The sequence below is a fragment of the Mesorhizobium sp. M1338 genome (genome assembly GCF_040318045.1).
GTDB lineage: Bacteria > Pseudomonadota > Alphaproteobacteria > Rhizobiales > Rhizobiaceae > Mesorhizobium.
The window spans coordinates 1-17734 of record NZ_JAMYLL010000047.1 but is presented as its reverse complement, the minus strand read 5'-3'; the positions used below and the strand labels follow the sequence as shown (position 1 = coordinate 17734).

Here is a 17734-nt window from a genome sequence, read left to right as displayed (position 1 = left end):
TCAAGGGGCCAGCGGGTTTGACGAAAGCGCATCTGCTATTGCGGCAGCGACGCGACCTCCTCGTCCCACTTTTTCAGCAGGCGCTTGCGCTCTTCGCTCGACCCATACTTCTTGAAGTCGTAGTCGATCAGCTTGATGGCAGAGAGGTCAGGCGCCTTGTCGGAGGTTTTTGCCGCCTTGTTCGACGGAACCTGGAATGACCCCGCATCCTGCGCCTTAGACTGGACATCGGCCTCGAGCGCCCAGTCGTAGAATTTTTTCGCGGCTTCCATGTTGCGGGCGCCCTTGATGATCGATTCCGAGCCGATCTCGTAGCCGGTTCCCTCGCAAGGGGTGACCGGAACGATCGGGAAGCCGGCAACGACCTGCGACACGGCGTCGTGGATGAAGACGATGCCGATCGTGGTTTCACCAAGCCCGGCGGCCTTGATCGGCGCCGAGCCCGACTTGGTGTATTGGTTGACGTTCTTGTGCAGGGCTTTCAAGTACTCGAAGCCCTTCTCCTCGCCGAACAGCTGGACGATCGTCGCCAGCATGTTGTAGGCTGTACCTGAGGAATTCGGGTTGGCGACCTGAATCTGTCCCTTGTATTCCGGCTTGATCAGATCGGCCCAGCATTTCGGCTCGGGCAGATTGTTCTTGACGAGCAGATCCTTGTTATAGCCGAAGCCCAGTGCGCCGGAGTAGATGCCGACCGTGCGGTGGCCGGATGTTTCCGCCTGCTTGATCGCCCAGGGCTGCAACTGATCGATCAGGGGTGATTTGTACTCCTCGGTCAGACCCTCCTCGGCCGCCTGTAGGTGCGGGTCACCGGTGCCGCCCCACCAGATGTCACCCTTGGGATTGGCCGCCTCGGCGCGCAGCTGCGCGTAGATTTCGCCGGCGCTCTTGCGGGTCATGTCGACGGTGATGCCGGTCTTTTCCTCGAAGGCCCGCGCCGTCTGCTGGCACCAGACCTCGTCGACGCCGCAATACATGGTCAGGCTTTCGGCGGACGCCGATGACGACGCGCTCCACATGCCGGCGGCAAGGATACCGGCGCCGAGAATTGCCCTTTTTATCATGTTGAATTCCTCCCTAAGTTATTTGCCGACTTATGAAACCCAGATAGGCGGAAAATACAAGTTGGAAGCTAGCACCCGCCTGACCGAGTTGCAGCGCTTTCCATAGATGGCGCTGCGCATAACTCACAGTTTCCATCTTACTGAGGCCGCCTGCTCACTGGCGGCTGTAGCGAAACGTGGGATGCAATTCGAGCACCCGGGCGCCAGCAAGCGCCTTGCGCAGCGCAGACATTTGTACCTGCAGGGTATTGTCCCCCACCACCATTCGCTGTCGAAGAGTTCGAGCTTACCGACCACCGATTCCGGCGTTTTCAGCAACGCGCCAAGGATATCGAAGCAACGCGATGGAAGCTCTATCGGCCCGCCCGGGCCGAGCAATTGCCGTTCCGCGCGTTTCATCTGGTAAGGTCCGAAGTGGATGTCCATTCGACAGTTGTCGCGTCCGAGTACTGCAGCTTAGCTGAAGCCACGGCGAAAGCGAACTTCAGTGTTGTTCAGGATTTTTCAGGTTCGCGCCAAGGACCCGTGCGTCAACCTAGGCGATGCTCATGGCTACAGGAGGACGCCATGGCCGATATCGCCACCCACCTAGTCACCCATTCAAGACTGCTCCCCAAACTAGGCATCGGTGCCGCACTGTTTGCGATGACCAAGGTTCTGGGCGGAGCCTTTGAGATGGCGTACGTGGCACCTTACGAGACCATTGCTATTGCGCGTCGACCACCTCTCGCGGACCCATCTGATCTTCAGCGCCGCGATCCGAATCGTAAAGGGCATTAAGGACGAAGGTCTGCTTTCGGGAAGTCGCAAACTGATCTATTGCGGCCGGACATTGGGCGCGAAGCCGACGTTAGCGGCGAATTTGAACCGAATGCCCCGTCATCCCTTGTTCATGATTTGTGCTTCGAAAGTTGCATAAAGAGGCAACGTGGAACGAATCGGGAGGGCGGTTGGTGTGGGGATAATCAGACCTGGCCTATTGCCGATTGTGCCAGCCGACGCGCATTTTCGTGGCGATGGTGGCGGAACATGTTGAATTGGCGTTGTTTGAGCAGTCACTTGGCAACATCGAAGGCCTGCATCGGCCGTTCTGTGATCGTGTGGCTGACGCTGCGGAGAAAACCGCAGGATCGGTTCTTTTCGACGTTCGTGTCGACGGCGATAGCTGCGTTCAGCGGATGGCCGCGATTGGGTATGGCGTCACGGGCACAGCAATAATCGTGATGGCGAAGAACGGACAACTTAAATGCGCATCGGTAAACGGGGACATCGCTGTTTTGGTGGCAGAATTGGCTGCCTGGTATGCGTCTCCGCTGAGTGAGCAAGCGAAGGTTGACCCCCGCGGAGCGGCCATCATCCTGCTAGCCAAGCTTCGGAGCTCCAATCACTTCGCCTGTTTCTAGCTGAGCGCCGCTTCGCCGGCGCGACGGCAAGGAGGCGGTGACGTCTCCGACACCAAGCTGCCTCTGATTAGGTGAATTCGTTGGTGAAGCGTCCGCAGTAGAGTCTCTTCTCACCGAATTGAAAGCCGTGGTAAACGGCGCCCATGGGCATCAGGAACTATCTGATCGAAGGCGGATCCGGCACTGGAAAAACGTCTGTCGCTACCGAGCTGGAACGGCGCGGCTACCACGTCATTCATGGTGACCGGGTCTTGGCCTATGTCGGCGACCCCGAGACAGGCCAGGCACTGGCCGGACCACCTGAAGGCGTCGCGGACCGCATCGCCTGGAGTTACGCGCACTGGATTTGGCCTGTCGACAAGGTCCGATCCTTGGTCGCCGACACCACCCACCGAGTCACCTTCTTCTGCGGCGGCTCCCGTAACTTCCATAAGTTCCTGCACCTATTCGACAAGATTTTCGTGCTCGAAATAGATGTCGAGACGCTGAACCGACGTCTGGATGGACGGCCAGCGGAGCCGGGTTTCGAGCCAGACGAGCGTGCGTTGGTACTCCGCTATCATGGGACCCGCGAATACCTTCCCGTCGGGATCAATATCGACACGGCCGGCACCGTCCCGAGTGTCGTCGACGATATCCTTGTTCGGCTGGCCTAAGGCCTTGAAAGTGTTGCGAATGGGATGGGGCTCGACCATCCACGACAAGCCAGCTTCGAAGCCTGGCATGTCAAGCGCTTCTCGCTGATCGAGATACGCAAGAGCCGGACCGATTGCATCGCTTGGCTCAAGATGCACGACTATCCGCTGCCGCCGAAATCAGCCTGCATGGGATGTCCATGCCATCAAGACCCTCAACCTCAACGTCAAGGCGCGCATCGAGTGCGTCGACTTGGGTGGTGGCCGCTCCGCAACCTGCCGCAAGATTATGTTCGTTCGGCTGGACCAGATCTATGGGCTAGCGGAAGTCCGCGGCGGGGTCGTTCTTTCGCGCTCCTCCATGCGCACGCCGATTAGATGCTGGCCTGCGCCTTGTAGAGGTGGGCATAGGCTCCTTCGGCAACGATGAGAGCTTCATGGGTCCCCTGTTCTGTGATCCCCTGTTCGGTCAGCACCAGGATCCGGTCCGTATTGCGAACGGTCGAAAGCCGATGGGCGATGACGATCGTCGTCCGCCCTTCGGCAAGGTCGAGTAATGCGGCCTGGACGGCCCGCTCACTTTCATTGTCAAGCGCGCTCGTAGCCTCGTCGAAGATCAGGATTGCTGGATCCTTGAGGAACGCGCGGGCGATGGTTAGGCGCTGCTTCTGGCCCCCGGACAGTTTCACACCGCGCTGTCCGATATCCGTGGCGTAGCCATTCGGGAGCGCCATGATGAAATCGTGAGCGTTGGCCGCCTTTGCCGCCGCGATGATTTCGGCTTCCGACGCATCCGGCCGCCCGTAGCGGAGGTTTTCCGCCACCGTACCGGCGAACAGATAGACGTCCTGCTGCACGACACCGATGCTTTGCCGCAGCGACTTCAAGCCGATGTCGCGGATGTCGGCACCGTCGATCAGGATCGCGCCTTCACTCACCTCATAAAAGCGCGGGATCAGCGCGCATAAGGTGCTCTTGCCGACGCCGGAGGCGCCGACGAGGGCCACGAACTCGCCGGGAGCAATATCGAGGGACAGTTCTTTGAGAACATGTGGCCCGTCCTCTTCGTAACGGAAGCCGACATCGCGAAACGCCAGGGCGCCGCGCGGGCGGGAGATGTCGGAGGCAGCCGACCGATCCACGATCTCCGGCTCCACCTCCAAGATCTCCATCGCCCGACTGAAGCCGGTGTAACCCTCCTGCCAGAGCCGCACGAAATTTGCCAGGCGTTTGACGGGATCGACGAGCACCGCGACGCACAGAAGGAAGGTCATCATATCCGCAACGCCGAGCTCGGCATTGACGACCCTGACGGCGCCCATGACGATGACGGCGACCGTGATAAGCTGTGCGAAGGTCGTGTTCCCGACCGAGAAGAAGGCCTCGCTCCTGTAGCCTTCCCTACGGCTCTGAAGAAAACGGGCATTCTCCTCGTCGAAGCGGCGGATCTCGAGGTCCTCATTGGCAAAGGATTGGACAACGCGGATACCGGCAAGCGAATCCTCGATGCGTTCATTGACCGCCGCGATCCGCTCCTTGCTGAGCCTTAGCGCCCGGTTCATGCGGCGGTTGAAATGCAACGCGTAGAACACTGCAAAGGGCGTAGCCCCGAGGATAAGCAAGGTGAGCGGCAGGTCGATATAGGCCAGGAGGAGAATTGCGCCCGCGAATTTGAAAACCGCGATCGCCATATCCTCAGGCCCGTGATGGAAGAGCTCGCCCAACGAAAATGAGTCGTTGGTCATGCGGCTCATCAACTGGCCGACCCGCTGGCGATCGTAAAAGCTGAACGCGAGCTTTTGGCAGTGTTCGAACAGCTCCTTACGCAGCGCGCTCTCGATCTTCGCGCCCATGACGTGGCCCTGATAGTCGACGAACAGGCTGCCGAGCACTTCCACCGCCAGCAGGGCGAGCATGGCCCCGCCCATCAAATAGATCTGATTGAGGGCTTCCGGTGCGCCGGGAAGCTGGACCAGATGTTTGGTGACGTAGCTGGCGCAGAGAGGCAGGAAGAGCGCTGTCACCGAAACCAGCAGCGCGCAGGCGAGATCGGCCGCCAGCAGCGGCAGATGCGGCCTGTAATAGGACAGGAACTTCCTGGCACGCGAATACGGCTTGCTGCGAGTAGGTCGCGTTCTGGGAAGCGGGTTATCAGTTGAATCGATTTCAGCCGTTGGGCCGATATTCGCTGCACTCGGCAGCCAGGGTTTCCGGTCGCTACGGGGCGTGCCTGCTTGCAAGGCGGCGCTGCGGAGTCGTGTTTGCATTACGCTTCATGTCCTGTTTGTGATCAGCTCCATTCTTGTTGGACATGAACGCTCTCATCGTGCTCTCCCCGTTCGGACGCCTGCGACGGGGCGAAATGTGCAATGCGCTCCATCGAAAATCAACCCTTTCCATAACCAAAGCGGTCCGGCATCGGCTGTCCGCGGACGCGGCCACAACGCGAAGGTCAGCTCAAGCTAGCCCCTCGGTGGGTGAATATGGCGAGCTGACAACCTTGGTGGCGACGTGCCGGACATGGAGTAAAGTCGGGCTTGGTCCAGGAGACCCAACCATGAGGGAGGAACATCTTTCCTGGCAGCGGCTTCGAATGTCTTCCGCGCTTGATTGGCATCTCGTAGAAGAGAGCGGCAAGGCGCATCGCGTAGTCCCACTTAGTGGTGGGATTTGGGGCGACGAAAAGATCAGACAGGAATGCCAACTCCTACTCCACGATCTTCCAGTATGAGTCCTTGCGGATCACCTTTCCGTCGCGAAACGTGTAGAAGTCACAACCTTGGACTTCCCTTCTCGTGCCCTCACGGGTGGTGCCGGTGAGGGCCCATTTCGACATGCCGGTGTCGGCAGCCTCGTCCGCAAAATGCTCAGCCTTGCCGTAATAGACATCGGGCAAGCCTTCAAAGCGCGTCGCCAGCGCGTCTCTTACGCTGCGCTTGCCCTCGCAACGAGTTCCCCAGGGCTCGGGTCCCCTCGGCATCTCCAGAACGCAGTCGTCGGCGAAGAACGCCATGATGCGATCAAGATCGTGCGCGTTGAAGGCTTCGCATATCTCCGTCAGTGTCGCTCGAATGTCCATTCGCCAACGCCTCCTCGAATTCGAAGTAGGTCATTGGCGGCGGACCCGGTCAAGTGTCCAAGCTTTCAAGCCCCCCTGGCCACGACCGCGATGAAGCGCAGCTTCCGCCACTCAACCCTTCTTGGCGAACGCCCAGACCATCAGCGGGTATTCCTCGTCGTTGCTGAGATCCCGCCACAGGCCGTAGGCGCGCACGGGCCACCGATATGGTCCTGGTGCAGGCCTTGTTGCCCCAGCCGTGGACCTTGACGTTGCCTTCAGGAAAGCCGCCCTCCGGCGGGCGCACCGGCTACTTTGCCGCGGCTGCACTCTCGATCAGCCTTGCGACGGGTTCGGGGTTCGATACCATCACTACATGCGAGGCACTCTTGACCACGACGGTCTGTCGCGAGTGCGCCCGCGCGGCCATGAATGCGAAAGCCTGCGGGGGGATGTTCCTGTCCTTGTCGCCATAGATGAACCACGTTGGCATTGTCTTCCACGCCGGCGCGGTCTGGGGCTCGTTCAACGCCGCTTCGGTGATGGGCCGCTGCGTCGCGGCCATCAGCTTCGCCTCGGCATCGGAGACATCCGCTGCGAACTGATCGTGGAACTTGTCCTGCTGGATGTAGAGATCCTTGCCGCCGCCTGAAAGCGAAACCGGTGGAGCAAGGGTGGGACCGAGCGTGCTGCCGGGAAACTTGCCGGACAGCCCGGCAGCTGTTTCGCCAGCTTCCGGTGCAAATGCAGCTACATAGACCAGCGCCTTGACGTTGGCATCGCTGTTGGCGGCTTCGCTGATGATCGACCCGCCATAGGAATGCCCCACCAGGACGACGGGTGATCCAATGCCAGAAAGGATATCGGCAACATACTTGGCGTCATTCCTGACGCCCCGCAAGGGATTGGCGACGGCTACGACGGGATAACCATCCTTCTCGAGGATTTCGATGACACGGTTCCAGCTCGAGGTGTCGGCAAAGGCGCCATGAACCAGAACGACGGTGGGCTTCTCGGACTGCGCATGCGCACTGCCGAATATCGTTGCGGCGATCGCCAGCCCTGCAAGTAATTTCTTCATCATACATATCCTTTCGATGATCTTGATTGGTGCGGCTTTATCGTGATTGACGCAGGCGAGGAACGGAGATGTTCCGGAGTCTCCTTGAACTGGACCTGGGCGGCGTTGCCTGTCGGTGGAAAATCCGTGGACGCGCTCAACTCGCGCCATCTCTCAAGCTCCTCCAGCCTCGCGGTGTCGGCCTGCCCGATGATCTTCACAGCATCGCTTCCGAGCGGCAGGCGCACGATCCAACGCGGCGAGAGCCGCAGGATAGCTGTCTGTGCCGCGGCCGGGTCTGTGACGTCGAGTGCGGCCGTTCGGACGGCGTTGCCGTAGCGCTCCGCGCTCGGCCATATGCGCGGGCACGCGTGCGGTCGCCACCAGACGACGCCGGGGGTCAGGACCGCTTCCGACAAGGCACGGCCGATGCCGCGCGAACTTCCAGTGATAAGCCATCTTTGGGACATGGCTGTCTCCTTCCATAGGTTGCCTAACCCCGCAGGGGCGTTCGGGCCGGACTCCAGTGAGCCCGTTAAGGCGCGTACCGCGTAAAGACGTAGTCAAGTCCCTGGACGCGCGCCTCATGACAGGCGAAGCAGGTTCGATGCTGGGTCTCGTCGGCCGGTTTGCCATCGACAAACCTGCCGAATCCCCATCCGCCGGTGGCGGCGTATTTCTTCGAATCCTTGACCATGATCTGGACGGTCGTGGCGGCGCCGGGAACGGAGGCGGATTCGAATTCGGGCGACTGGATATGCTTCCAAGCAAGCTTTGCGAGAACGGTCCCGTCAGGGAACGGCAACGTTCCGTCGCGGTATGCCTTGATCGCCACGACGTTGCCGAGGACCGCTCTAAGCTCGTTCAGGGGCTCTGCTTCCTCGGCCGGCGCGACCAGTTCCCATTGCCGATATCCATCGGGGATCGTGACGCCATAGATCGGCGATGAAGCCCGCGGCTTCGCATCTTCATTTGTAACGGCCACAGCCGCAGATGACGCAAGGATCGCAAACACGCACGGTACGAGGTAGATAGGTTTCATCGGAAAGCTCCGCTTGACTGGCCGTCAGAACTTGTCGACGTCCATGACCGCCTGCGCAAAGGCCTGCGGGGCCTCCTGCGGCAGGTTGTGGCCAATGCCGCCCGAGATCAGCCGATGTTCGTATTTGCCGGAGAACTTCATGGCGTAGGTCGCTGGATTGGGATGCGGCGCGCCGTTCGCGTCGCCTTCCATGGTCACCGTCGGCACCCCGATCTCCGGAAACGCCGCCAGCTTCTTTTCCAAGGCATCATATCTGGGTTCGCCTGCCGCCAGGCCGAGCCGCCAACGATAGTTGTGGATCGAGATGGCGACGTGGTCTGGATTGTCGAATGCATCCGCGGGCCAATCTGCCAAGCCGCCTGATCCGGATGGTGGGCCGGACCGATGATGCCGCCGCCCTCTCAACGCAATTGGCCGGCGCGCGTTTCGTTACGATCGTCGGCGCCGGCGGTGTCGGCAAGACCACCGTTGCCGTGGCGGTGGGTCATGACCTGGTCGAAGCATTCGCGGGCGCCGTGCATTTCATCGATCTCGGGGCGCTGAGCGATCCGAGCCTGATTGCGACGACTATAGCCTCGATGCTAGGGCTTTCTCTCCGATCCGACGACCCGGCGTCCAGTCTGACAGCCTATCTGGCGGACAGTCGGATCCTCCTGATCCTCGATACTTGCGAGCATGTCATCGACGCGGCGGCGGACCTGGCGGGGCGCATCTTCGCCGCTGCGCCGCAAGTCCACCTGCTGGCAACGAGCCGGGAGCCCCTTCAGGTCGAAGGCGAGCACGTCCACAGGCTGGCGCCGCTTGCATGCGCGCCGGACGATCCGGACCTCACCGTGACCCTGGTGAACAGCTACCCGGCGACCCAGCTGTTTCTGGAACGCGCTGCAGCCAGCGGCGCTCGCCTTGAGGTTGAAGACGCGGATGCAGCCATCATTGCCGACATTTGCCGTAAGCTCGACGGTCTGCCGCTCGCGATCGAGCTGGCGGCTGCGCGGGTTGCCAGCTACGGCCTGCAAAAAACCGCCGAACTTCTCGGCGCGCGGCTAACACTATCGTGGCCGGGACAACGGACCGCGCCGCCGAGGCAGAAGACCCTCCAGGCCACCTTGGACTGGAGCTACGGGCTCTTGTCCGAGTTCGAACGCCATCTGCTTCGTCGGCTTGCGGTCTTCGTCGGCCATTTCTCGATCGATGCGGTCCTCGAGGTCGTGACAAGCGCAAACGTCGATGACGATCTCGTGTTTGGCGCCATAGACAGCCTGGTCGCCCGGTCGATGGTAGCGGTCAGGCCTGCCGGGGCAACGATGCGCTATCGCCTGCTCGACACGACCCGGGCTTACGCCCTTCAGCTCAATGCCGACAAGACTGAGCTCGCGACCCTGGCCGCACGTCACGCGACCCATTACCTGCACTGGCTGGAGCAAACGGGAGCCGAGTGGCCGAGCTTGGCAACCGCCACGCAACGGTCGCTTCACCTCGCTGGCCTGGCCAATGTGAGAGTGGCTCTGGATTGGTGTTTCGGACCTGACGGCGATACGCAATTGGGTGTCCGGCTGGCTGCGGCCGCGGCGCCGTTCTTTTTGTCGATGTCCTTGCTCACCGAATGTCATCGCTGGGCGTCGCGGGCGATGCTTGCCCTCGACGATACCACCAGCGGCGGATTGGACGAGATGCATCTTCAGGCAGCGCTCGGCGTTTCGCTGATGTTCACGCGCGGTGGAAGAGATGCGGCGCGCGTGGCTTTGGACAGAAGTCTCGCCATTGCCGATCGGCGTGGCGACGCATTCGACCAGCTTCGGATTCTAGGTCCGATGCAGATGTTCCATATGCGTACGGGAGAATTCAGAACCGCGCTGCACTATGCGGAACGCTGTTCCGTCATCGCCGAAACCCTGGAGGACCATGTCTCCACCACTTTGGCGCATTCCCTGATGGGGATTTCACTTCACCTCAGCGGAGAACTCGATCGGGCCCGGACCGCGCTCGAAACAGCATTGCGGCACGGGCCGCGTTCCAACCAAACCACGACGAATTATCTCGGCTTCGACGGCAGGATTCTCGCCGGTGCGATCCTGGCAAGGACACTCTGGCTGCAAGGCCATCCCGATCGGGCAGTGGCGCGCGCGCTGATGACGATCGGGGAAGCGGAGATTCTAGACCATCCTCTGACGCTCTCCATCGCACTTGTCTGGGCGGTTTCGCTGTTCCTGTGGGTCGGAGACACGAAGAGCGCGGAAGAACACATCGAACGGCTTTTCTCCCGGGCCGAATTTCATTCCCTCGGGCCTTATCTCGCGCTGGGGCGAGGTTTCAGAGGGGAGATTGCCACCCGTCAGGGCAATGCGAGCGACGGTGTCGAAAGTTTTCGATACTCACTCGCCGAGCTCCACGCCGCCCCCTATGAAATGCTCACCACATCGCTCAACACCTCCTTCGCTCAGGGCCTCGCCACGACGGGCCGGTCAGCGGAAGCGCTCTCCCTGATTGAGGAGACGATCAGGCAGGTCGATGCAAACGGCGATCTTTGCTATTTGCCGGAGCTGCTGCGCGTAAAAGGCAACCTTGTTCTTGCAGCTTTGCAACCTGGCGCCGCCGAAGAAGCAGAACTCTGTTATCGGCGGTCACTTCAACTTAGCGATCATCAGGGGGCACGAGCATGGGAGTTGCGAACAGCAGTCGATCTTGCTTCTCTGTGGGCCGCTCGTGGACGACACAAGGACGCTCGGGCCCTTCTCCACCCGATTTTCGAGCAATTCAGGGAGGGCCTGCAGACAGCAGATCTCCAGGCGGCCGCACGCTTGCTGGCAACGCTGAACTAGCACAGCTTGGCTGCCAAGCCGCTTTCAGCGCGACTACACTCCAGCGTGGTCGCCGGGACGTGTCTGCTTTCAGGAAGCACCAAGCTGCAACCAACGGCAGAGAATTGGGCGCAAAGTTGACAGGCCGTTTAGGGGGCAGGAACCGGAATGTCGGGCTTCTAAAGCCGATGGCAGAAGGGGCGCGCGTTCCTGCTCTTGATTATTGGCAGTGAGCAGTGCGCGCAAATCGGGAAGTTGGAAGGGCCGGAGGCAGGAAGCACAGGCCTTAAGGCCGCGGCGCTAATCAAGCGGATCGGCAATGATCGCGAAAAGCAATACGGCCTGCAGCGAAACTAAAGCATTGGTCGCGCGTTGGACGCTGATAACGCTATTTCGTGTCTGAGTATGGCTCAGGTCAGAGTGGTCAAGCCGACGTCGCGTAAGGCAATCAATGGGTCGAGCGCTAGTCAAGCGAAGTCGCCCGCTCGTGACGAGGTCACTTTAGCGCCGCCCGCTTTCCGGCCGTTGCAGCTTGCAACGCTCGTGGACACGGTCCCTGCCGGCGATCGTTGGATCCATGAGATGAAATACGACGGCTATCGTATTCTCGTTGCCGTCGGCGGTGGCGAGGCGCGAGCCTACACTCGATCTGGTCTGGACTGGTCTAGCCGGTTTCCCTCGATCCTCTCCGAGGCTCGCAAGCTGAAGGTACGCTCCGCCCTGATTGACGGCGAGGCAGTGGTTGTCGATGCGGAAGGAAGATCTAACTTCCAGGCGCTTCAGAATGCATTGAAGGGTGCCCCAACGACTATCGACTTTTATGCGTTCGATCTGCTGCAACTCGACGGCGAGGATCTGACAAGGCTTTCTCTTCTTGAGCGCAAGGCGAAGCTGGAGGCGATCTTGCCAGCGAAAAATCCGGTCCTTCGTTACTCCGACCATATCGTCGGCCGCGGAGAAGAGCTGCTCGATCGCTTCTGCGCAGCCGGTCTTGAGGGCGTCATCTCAAAGCTTGCGGATTCGAGTTATGTGGCGTCCCGGGGCGCAAGCTGGCTGAAGATCAAATGCGTCAGGCGGCAGGAATTTGTGATTGTCGGCTGGACGCCGTCGGACAAGGTCCGAGCGTTTCGGTCCTTGATCCTTGGCGTTCATGACGGCGGCAAGCTGCGTTACGCCGGCAAAGTCGGCACCGGCTTCGATACCGCTGAACTTCTTCGTCTCTTGAAGATCATGGCGCCGCTTGAGCAGAAGGCAGCGACCGTCGACGCACCACGCGCCGAAGTGCGCGGCGCACACTGGCTCCGTCCGAAGCTGGTCGCTGAGATTGCCTTCACCGAAATGACAAATGAAGGGACGTTACGACATCCGAGCTACCTTGGTCTCCGCGAAGACAAGAAGCCGGAGGCGGTCGTGCTAGCATGATCGCCGCGACCGCTGCGTAATGGTCGGCGAGCTGTCCCTTGGTGATGTTGGACTCCGGATAGATGACGCGTTCACGGTTACTTATCGCGATGGCGGTTATCGCAGACGCGGCGAGATCGGCTGCATGACGTTCCGTCTCAAGGCATCGAACCAGACTGATCGGCCGGCTGCCGACCCAAGGAAGCGCCCGCTGGAACATCCTCGCGCAGCTTCTCAAGGCTTGGGTGCGTGCCGGTATGGTAAAGCTTGGTCACGATGTCTGCGATCGCGTCGCCGATCCCCGGGATCTTGGTGAGGGCGCCGGCGGCGATGATCCGATCAAGCGGCCGTCATCGCGCCACTCACCCCTGACGCCGAGTGGCCAGAGGTGAAGGACTTCGCGTCTCGCCTGGCGCAAGCGGTTGCCCAGAGCGATCCCGCGCATTTCACAGCCGTGTTGTCAAAGGCGCGCCGCAAGGGTCGCATCTTTGTGGACTATCTACGCAATCAGCGCGGGGCGACCGCGATCATGCCCTACAGCGCAAGATCACGTCCGGGCGCTCCTGTCGCGGCACCGATCACGTGGGCGGAGATGAAGACAATAGATGCGCCCTCTCATTTCCATGTGGGCGATGCCCCTGAATTAAAGAAACGCGCAGCCTCCAAAGCTCTGGCGGGATGGGGTCGCGCTGACCAATCCTTGCCCGATCTGTAGCATCCGACACGGGAAGAGGCAGTAAAGCCAGGGTTTCAAAGGGCAACGCGGCGCTCATGGCCTTGCCTGATTGGAACCTGCGGAGATCGGCCTCGTTTGGCTGAAGCCATGGCAAAAATCGATGCGAGGACCGTCGCATCATATAAATTCGCGATTGTCCTCATGTTGCGGGAGGCAATGCGATGGATAGTGACATACCAAACGGCAAGAGGCATCCTTGCATCGAAGTGGTCGAAGCCTGTGGCGAATGGTTCGTCCGGGTGGTCGGGGAAGACCAGGAACTAACCCGGTCATTCGAACTGGAATCGCTCGCCCTAGCCTTCGCGGAAGGGCAGCGAATACGCCTGCAGCTCGACGAGTTCGTCCGGCTGTAGGGCGTGACCGACCAGCGCATGACGGCGGGCGATTCCGCAGACAGCTCGTCGGCTAGGCCCGGCGCCTTGTTGGCATTCCCTCTGTCAAAAGGGTGTCGGGCCGCATGGCCGGGGAGGAGTTCTCGGGCACTTTGTCCCGGCAATCTGAGACCAGATGGGCCGCGCTAATTTACCACTAGCTAAGCAGGTCAGTTGAGATCATAGTGCCGGCGCGAATGAATTGGCAGGCTACCGCCCACCCCGCCCAACTGCCTGCCACTTGCCGGCGACGCCTTCCCTAAGACGACGTCCGCCGGCTTTTCCCTGCCGTGCCCATCAGCCTGCCAAGCCGTCGGCGCGATGCTGCCGCGATGCTGCATGGCATCAAAAAATGACCTCGAGCACGCTCAAGACTTCTTCGTTGATTTCGTCGGCGGGAATCCCTTCTCTGTCGGCCGCCTTTATCGCCTCGTCTGCAAGGTCGCTGATGGCCACAGGATCGTCGGTGATGGCGTTTGGAAGATGTTCTGCCATCCATTTGTCCAGAAAGTTGACCCGGCGCGTGCTCATCGAAAGATGGCCCACCAGATCGCGAACGCAGCCGATGCAAGCAACAAGGCAGCGGCCAGCATCAATACGCCCTTGCGGTACTGTTTCGAAACCATGCCCTCGAGACCCATCTTCTCGGCCGCCTCGAAGAACTCCGCACCGCCGCCCTCGACATGCTGGCTGTATTGGATAATGCCGTCAGCCGGCTTGATCAGATCCCACAGGATCGCTTTGCGCTCGATCGCCGGCCGCGGGCGCAAATCCTCGCCCTCCTCGGGCGCGATCATCTCGCCGTCGAGGATCAGTGATTTCGCCTTGAGCTTTTCCAGCGCCGTGACGATCGGCCAATAGCGCTTGGACCAATCGTGCCCCATCTTGGTAAAAGCGCGACCGCCGGCCCAATCGAGCACCATCTGGGTGCGAAAGCCGTCATACTTGATTTTGTGGATCCAGTCGTCGCTGACCGGCGGCTTCCCATGTCCAACCTCCCGATGATGAGCAGCCGCCACTAGGCGTGCTACAAGGACGGGCGCTCATCAACCGACGATGAAGGGACAGATGTTCGCCGGCAGCCCCGTAATGAGTGACCGAGCCAAATGTTTCGCGCTTGGGACCTTTGCCGTTCAGCACAGGACTTAAGTCTCGCAATCTCACCGAAGGCATGGCTACCTCCCAACGCGATAGAGGCCATAAAACTCGGAGTTGCCGTTCCATTAGCAGTTGATGAAATTCTATCGGAACCTTCGGTCCGTCACGCTGTTCTGCGGGAAGTCAGTAGCGAGAAGGGTCGTTTTGCAAATCCTCACAGCAGAGCAGTCGCGAGCAGCACGAGCCCTCTTGAACTGGTCCCGTGTGCGACTAGGCGGCAGGTCCGATGTGAGCGCAGACACCATCCGCGAGTTTGAGAATGGCAACAGAGTTCCGCGCGCCGGCAACCTCACTCGCATGCGACGAGCATTGGAAGCCGCAGGTGTGGTCTTTACCTCTGAAGGGCCGTCGCTCGCCAATCTCTCTGAAGATGATGTCCGGCGTGATCGGCTCAACGAGGTAGGCCGCATTTGGCAGAAGCCTGTCGATCGCAACTAATTTCTCGAGTCAGTGATAGGGACAGCGGTCGCATGTCCGCATACCAGTACGCCGACCTGATCTATCGACCTTCGACGCCGCCGGGAATTTCTCGGTCGCTTCGCTGAGATCGAATTTGGATGGCAGGTGGACGAACTTCTTTCTTCTGTCTGGGTACCGCCGGGGGCGGCGCGGGCTTCGCCTGAGCGGGGATTCCGACTTGCAGCGAATAAACTCGGACCGGATCGGCGAGGTTCTTGAGTTGCACCGCACCGCGATCTGGAATTGGGAGAAGTTTCCACGAACCGGAACCAAAGGCGGACCTGACGACCTGGTTGTTGCCAGCTCTCGGTGATATCGATAACATATCGAACTCGATCCGATTCTAAGAGGTGGCTCATGAACGCGGCAGGACGCCAGATAAACCTCGTAACTGAGTGTCTGGCGCTTGCCTCGGTCAGATCGACGCGGCCGGCCGGTGGAGAGCGCTGATGGCCAAGGCAGCCTCATCGAGACCGGGCGAGAGCTACGCCCCGACGATGGTCGACGTGGCGCTGCGGGCGGGCGTGTCGACCATGACGGTCTCGCGGGCCCTGAAGGAAGGGGGTCGCGTTTCCAAGGCGACGCGGGAAAAGATCATGGTCGCGGTCAACGACCTCGGCTATGTGCTTGATCAGTCAGCCGGCAGCCTTTCCTCGCGCAAGACTGGATTTGTCGCCGCGATGGTTCCGTCACTCAACAATTCCAACTTCGCCGATACGGCGCGCGGCATTACAGATGAACTCGAGAGCACGGGGCTCCAGCTTCTGCTCGGCTACACCGACTATACGGTCGAGAAGGAGGAAAAGCTAATCGAAGCGATGCTCCGTCGGCGGCCGGAAGGCATCATTCTGACTGGCGGCGCCCATACGGAGCGCGCCCGTCGGCTTCTTAAAAACGCTGGCGTCCCTGTAGTCGAAACCTGGGAGCTGCCCGCGAAGCCCATCGATCAGGTGGTCGGATTCTCCAACGAAGAGGCCATGGGCCTTCTCGTCAAGACGCTCGCCAAGAAGGGTTATCATAAATTCGGTTACATCGGTGGCACGACCTCGCGCGACACACGCGGCAGTCAGCGGCGCGAAGGCTTCATTCGAGCTATCGAAGAACTCGGCCTGCCGACCGGCCGCCTCGTTTCCTTTGGCGTGCCACCGATCTCCATCGAACAAGGCGGCCAGGCGGTTGTCAGCATGCTGGAACGCTGGCCGGACACCGAAGCAGTGCTATGCGTTTCGGATCTCTCGGCGTTTGGTGCGCTGATGGAATGCAAGCGTCGTGGAATGCGGGTCCCGCAGGACATCGCCATTGCCGGCTTTGGCGACTATGAGGTTGCCGCCTTCTGCCATCCCGGCATCACCACCGTGAACGTGGACTGCTATGGCATCGGGCGACAGGCTGCCCGCAGGCTTATCCAGATCATCCGCGGCGGCGAGAAGCAGCACCAACAGGAAATCGTCCTCACAGGCTATCGCGTCGTCGAGCGCGAAAGCACCTGAGCCCTGCATCAAAATCTGAGACGGCGAAGGCGGCTCCAATGGTGATGTTTCGAGAGACCATCAGTCTCACATATGACGGCGCCTTGAAAGCCGTCGCTGCCGGAGCCACGCGCGCCGTCACGATGGGCGTGCCGCAATGTCTTGTGGTCGTCGATGCGAGCGGTGAGACCCTCGCCAGCCTGCGTATGGACGGCGCACGTTTCTTGAGCCTGCGCACGGCGCAGGCAAAGGCGCGCACGGCGGCGTCAATCAATGCTGCCACCGGCGGCATGGCGTTCGAGGCGGCGCTCTCGGCCGCGATCGCCTCACAGGGCGGTGTGACCAATTTGCCTGGCGGCTTGCCGATCCGCTTCGGCGGACGCCTGGCGGGTGGCATCGGTGTCGGCTCGGGAACCGGCGAGCAGGATTCCGACGTGGCACGCGCCGCGCTGGCGGCGATCGGCGCCGACGTCATTTAAGGCAATCTGCCGATGCGCCTCCGGTGCAACCAAAGGATCTTCAGAACGCGATCTGGACCTTGATGGATTTGCTGCGGTCTCCAGCGATCTCGAAAGCCGCAACCGCTTGGTCGAGGGGGTAGACGCCGGTCAGCAGCGGTTTGACATCTACCCGACGGCTGTTGATCAGGTCGACGGCGAGCGCGAACTCCTCGTGAAAGCGGAAGCTCCCGCGCATCTCTATCTCCTTGGCGACGATGAGGTTTTGCGGCAGGGACACGTCGCCGCCGAGGCCGAGCTGCACCAGCACACCGCGCGGCTTCAAAACATCGAGGCCGGCCCGCACGGCGCGCTCGTTGCCGGAGGCCTCGAACATCACGTCGAAGGTACCTTTATCGACATTATAGGCGGCGAGCTTTTCGCTGTTCGTTGCGACATTGATCGCGCGGTCGGCGCCGATCTCAAGCGCCTTCGCCAGCACGCCGTCCATGACATCGGTGGCGACGATCTCGCGCCCGCCGGGGGCCCGCGCGGCGCGCATGCAAAACGCCCCCAAACGCCCCCCAACCGGGACCACGGCGCGCATTGCGCGCCGCGACACCGCGCGGGTGACGGCCTTCAC

At 60.8% G+C, this 17734-nt stretch carries 18 protein-coding genes and 3 pseudogenes; 10 read left to right on the top strand and 11 right to left on the bottom strand.

The genetic code is table 11. From position 1 onward, the window contains the following. Positions 1-35: 35 nt before the first annotated feature. Positions 36-1064: an ABC transporter substrate-binding protein gene (locus NKH19_RS27365; RefSeq protein ID WP_352872567.1), complete on the bottom strand. Its 1029-nt coding sequence runs from the start codon at positions 1062-1064 to the stop codon at positions 36-38. Positions 1065-1631: 567 nt separating this feature from the next. Between NKH19_RS27365 and NKH19_RS27360 the strand changes: the two genes are divergently transcribed. The 3 genes from NKH19_RS27360 to NKH19_RS27350 all read left to right on the top strand — a co-directional run bounded on the left by NKH19_RS27360 (position 1632) and on the right by NKH19_RS27350 (position 3123). Continuing rightward, a complete protein-coding gene (locus tag NKH19_RS27360; protein WP_352872566.1) occupies positions 1632-1844 on the top strand; it encodes a hypothetical protein in 213 nt (70 codons plus the stop codon). Between the two features lie 236 nt (positions 1845-2080). Next, positions 2081-2467: a hypothetical protein gene (locus tag NKH19_RS27355; RefSeq protein WP_352872597.1), complete on the top strand. Its 387-nt coding sequence runs from the start codon at positions 2081-2083 to the stop codon at positions 2465-2467. Between the two features lie 143 nt (positions 2468-2610). Beyond that, positions 2611-3123: a DEAD/DEAH box helicase family protein gene (locus NKH19_RS27350; protein ID WP_352872564.1), complete on the top strand. Its 513-nt coding sequence runs from the start codon at positions 2611-2613 to the stop codon at positions 3121-3123. 353 nt (positions 3124-3476) lie between these two features. Here NKH19_RS27350 and NKH19_RS27345 read toward each other — a convergent pair whose 3' ends face one another. The 7 genes and pseudogenes from NKH19_RS27345 to NKH19_RS27320 all read right to left on the bottom strand — a co-directional run. After that, positions 3477-5369 carry an ABC transporter ATP-binding protein gene (locus tag NKH19_RS27345; protein WP_352872563.1) on the bottom strand — a complete coding sequence of 631 codons (1893 nt, stop codon included), beginning with the start codon at positions 5367-5369 and terminating at the stop codon, positions 3477-3479. A 440-nt stretch (positions 5370-5809) separates the two neighbouring features. Beyond that, positions 5810-6181: a nuclear transport factor 2 family protein gene (locus tag NKH19_RS27340; protein ID WP_352872561.1), complete on the bottom strand. Its 372-nt coding sequence runs from the start codon at positions 6179-6181 to the stop codon at positions 5810-5812. Between the two features lie 111 nt (positions 6182-6292). Continuing rightward, positions 6293-6455 (bottom strand): annotated as a pseudogene (locus NKH19_RS27335) (SAM-dependent methyltransferase); the annotation flags it as partial. A 15-nt stretch (positions 6456-6470) separates the two neighbouring features. Further along, complete coding sequence (locus tag NKH19_RS27330; protein ID WP_352872560.1) at positions 6471-7244, bottom strand: alpha/beta fold hydrolase; 774 nt, start codon at positions 7242-7244, stop codon at positions 6471-6473. A gap of 248 nt (positions 7245-7492) precedes the next feature. Continuing rightward, positions 7493-7690, bottom strand: a pseudogene (locus tag NKH19_RS33635) (SDR family NAD(P)-dependent oxidoreductase); the annotation flags it as partial. 65 nt (positions 7691-7755) lie between these two features. Beyond that, positions 7756-8262, bottom strand: a complete 507-nt coding sequence (locus NKH19_RS27325) for a cytochrome P460 family protein (protein ID WP_352872559.1) — start codon at positions 8260-8262, stop codon at positions 7756-7758. Positions 8263-8286: 24 nt separating this feature from the next. After that, a pseudogene (locus NKH19_RS27320) lies at positions 8287-8601 on the bottom strand (alpha/beta hydrolase); the annotation flags it as partial. Between NKH19_RS27320 and NKH19_RS27315 the strand changes: the two are divergent. The 4 genes from NKH19_RS27315 (at position 8592) to NKH19_RS27300 (ending at position 13550) form a co-directional block, all read left to right on the top strand. Next, on the top strand, positions 8592-11081 hold the full coding sequence (locus NKH19_RS27315; RefSeq protein WP_352872557.1) for an ATP-binding protein: 2490 nt from the start codon (positions 8592-8594) through the stop codon (positions 11079-11081). The pseudogene NKH19_RS27320 and the gene NKH19_RS27315 overlap by 10 nt on opposite strands. 384 nt (positions 11082-11465) lie before the next feature. Further along, the gene (gene ligD, locus NKH19_RS27310; RefSeq protein WP_352872555.1) at positions 11466-12482 is read left to right on the top strand and encodes a non-homologous end-joining DNA ligase; all 1017 of its coding nucleotides are present in this window, start codon (positions 11466-11468) and stop codon (positions 12480-12482) included. Positions 12483-12849: 367 nt separating this feature from the next. Then, positions 12850-13176 (top strand): non-homologous end-joining DNA ligase LigD, encoded by a 327-nt coding sequence (gene ligD / locus NKH19_RS27305; RefSeq protein ID WP_352872554.1) that lies wholly within the window; start codon positions 12850-12852, stop codon positions 13174-13176. A gap of 182 nt (positions 13177-13358) precedes the next feature. Beyond that, positions 13359-13550, top strand: coding sequence for a hypothetical protein (locus tag NKH19_RS27300; protein ID WP_352872553.1), 192 nt, complete (start codon positions 13359-13361; stop codon positions 13548-13550). A 363-nt stretch (positions 13551-13913) separates the two neighbouring features. On the opposite strand, the gene NKH19_RS27295 is transcribed toward NKH19_RS27300, so the two are convergent. Together NKH19_RS27295 and NKH19_RS27290 are read right to left on the bottom strand one after the other, a co-directional pair. Beyond that, the gene (locus NKH19_RS27295) at positions 13914-14063 is read right to left on the bottom strand and encodes a hypothetical protein (protein WP_352872552.1); all 150 of its coding nucleotides are present in this window, start codon (positions 14061-14063) and stop codon (positions 13914-13916) included. Positions 14064-14095: 32 nt separating this feature from the next. Beyond that, positions 14096-14587 carry an ATP-dependent DNA ligase gene (locus tag NKH19_RS27290; RefSeq protein WP_352872551.1) on the bottom strand — a complete coding sequence of 164 codons (492 nt, stop codon included), beginning with the start codon at positions 14585-14587 and terminating at the stop codon, positions 14096-14098. A 214-nt stretch (positions 14588-14801) separates the two neighbouring features. Between NKH19_RS27290 and NKH19_RS27285 the strand changes: the two genes are divergently transcribed. The 3 genes from NKH19_RS27285 (at position 14802) to NKH19_RS27275 (ending at position 17133) form a co-directional block, all read left to right on the top strand. Continuing rightward, positions 14802-15164, top strand: a complete 363-nt coding sequence (locus NKH19_RS27285; protein WP_352872550.1) for a helix-turn-helix domain-containing protein — start codon at positions 14802-14804, stop codon at positions 15162-15164. A 470-nt stretch (positions 15165-15634) separates the two neighbouring features. Next, the gene (locus tag NKH19_RS27280) at positions 15635-16675 is read left to right on the top strand and encodes a LacI family DNA-binding transcriptional regulator (protein WP_352872549.1); all 1041 of its coding nucleotides are present in this window, start codon (positions 15635-15637) and stop codon (positions 16673-16675) included. A gap of 38 nt (positions 16676-16713) precedes the next feature. Beyond that, complete coding sequence (locus tag NKH19_RS27275) at positions 16714-17133, top strand: GlcG/HbpS family heme-binding protein (protein WP_352872548.1); 420 nt, start codon at positions 16714-16716, stop codon at positions 17131-17133. A gap of 40 nt (positions 17134-17173) precedes the next feature. On the opposite strand, the gene NKH19_RS27270 is transcribed toward NKH19_RS27275, so the two are convergent. Further along, on the bottom strand, positions 17174-17734 hold a 561-nt coding region (locus tag NKH19_RS27270), incomplete at its 5' end, for a zinc-binding dehydrogenase (protein ID WP_352983133.1).